Origin of the sequence: Romboutsia sp. (assembly GCF_051659545.1) — a bacterium.
Classification (GTDB): Bacteria; Bacillota; Clostridia; order Peptostreptococcales; family Peptostreptococcaceae; genus JBOFOR01.
This window is the reverse complement of the sequence record NZ_JBOFOR010000219.1, coordinates 1-1776: the sequence shown is the minus strand read 5'-3', so window position 1 is coordinate 1776 and position 1776 is coordinate 1. Positions and strand designations below refer to the sequence as shown.

General features: G+C 28.4%; 2 protein-coding genes. Both read right to left on the bottom strand.

The window, feature by feature from the left end; all coding sequences use genetic code 11:
• On the bottom strand, window positions 1-924 hold a 924-nt coding region (locus ACRC03_RS12000; RefSeq protein ID WP_438652808.1), incomplete at its 3' end, for a metallophosphoesterase family protein.
• 11 nt (window positions 925-935) lie between these two features.
• Window positions 936-1776: hypothetical protein (locus ACRC03_RS11995; protein ID WP_438652807.1), on the bottom strand; the 841-nt coding region annotated here is incomplete at its 5' end.

Genomic DNA, 1776 nt, shown 5'->3' with positions numbered 1-1776 from the left:
TTTTGCTTTTTTGACTATTTCTAAATCTTCTGGATGTTTAGTAACATAATCATCTATTAAGCTTACTATATTCACATCATCTAGTTTAATATTTTTAAGCTTTTTATTAAACCCTTCTAAAGTATTACTATAAATCTTTTTATCAAGATTCTTTGTACTAAATACGTCTTTACCTTCTTTTGCTATTTGTAATTCGTACTCTTGATGAATAAATCCATTTGAAGATATATCTAGTATTAATACTTTTGGTTTTTGAGTAATAGAGTGAGTAGATGAATCCATTCTTAGCAAGCTACCAGGATTCATGAATAAAGTGTTATTTACTTCCTGAGTCTTAAATCCTGGGTGATAATGTCCACTTAGTATTAAATCTGCATCTGTTTGCACATCTTTTATTAAAGTATGTGCAACACCATCAAAGAACTTATTCTCAAGTAACATAGAGTGAGCAACTAATACTTTAAAATTACTACCAGTCATATTAACTGCATAATCCGTTATTGGATTTTTGTCTATGTCTGGATAATATTCTTGACCTTCAAATGTGATTTTATATCCGTTTTCTGCAAACATTACTGGGTTTTTTCTGTCTAGAATATTAATAACTCCAGAGCTAGCTAAAAGCCCTAATTTTGAATGAGGAAGGGATTCTTCATTTTGCCCTTGAACATCATGATTTCCAGGTACTACATAAAACGGAATATCATAACTTCTTATTATTTGTGCTATTTCTCCTACAAACTTGTTTGAAACTTCTGGGTGGTGGAACATATCTCCGCCATGGATTACAGCAGAGATATGTTCTTTTTGTATTACAACACCAATCTCTTTCATCTTTTGCTTAATAGTGTCTGATATAGTATCTGTTCTTGATGAAGGGTTCTTAGCTGTAATATGAGTGTCTGTTAAATACAAAAATTTCATTAGTAACCTCCTTAGTAAAACCTCTTAAAATCAACATCTAATTTATTTAAAATTTTATAAGGTTTTATATTTATTTGACTTGAAATGTTGTCTATAATGTCAATAAGCTTATCTCTTCTTGATACTGGGCTTATCTTTTTAGTTTTTAATTGTTTATAATCTGTTCTTCTAGCTCCACCAGACTTCGTAAAGGAAGAGTATTCCATATATAAGTTTACCACACTTGAGTCTATTATTTCATCTATTGTTTTATCAAAAACAATGTTTTTGTGTTCTATATCTCTTAGACTTGAGTTATACAGTGACATTAAATTAGAATATTTAAAAGCTTCTGGTCTATTAAACATTTCTGCTAGAAAATCACCACCTTGGTCTTTATAGCATATTGCAAGTGTAAGACCAATTAAGCAATCATCTTTTATAGAAGAATATCCATTGTAAGATATTATTTCTCCATAATTATTTTTTGCAGTCTCAAGAGTAGTTTTTGTCATAACAATAGAAGAAAAATCATTATCAAGAATACGAATATCTCTTTTAACTATATTAAAATTGTCAATTTGAATCTTATCTATATATGGAGCAATTTCGCAATACTTAGAAGATATAGTCCTATTAGAACTACTCAAAGTATAAAAATCTCTAGTGAATGTACAACTACCTTTGTATATGTAATATTCACTAGAATGTCTATCATATAATGATATATAGTTATTTCTTAAGTATTTATGATGTAAGTCTGACATTGTAAATCTGTGACAAGCATTAGCTGTAAGTCTATCTCTAGATGTATTAGAATAACTATATAAATATATCTTATATAACATTGATAAAAGAACACTCATGTCTATT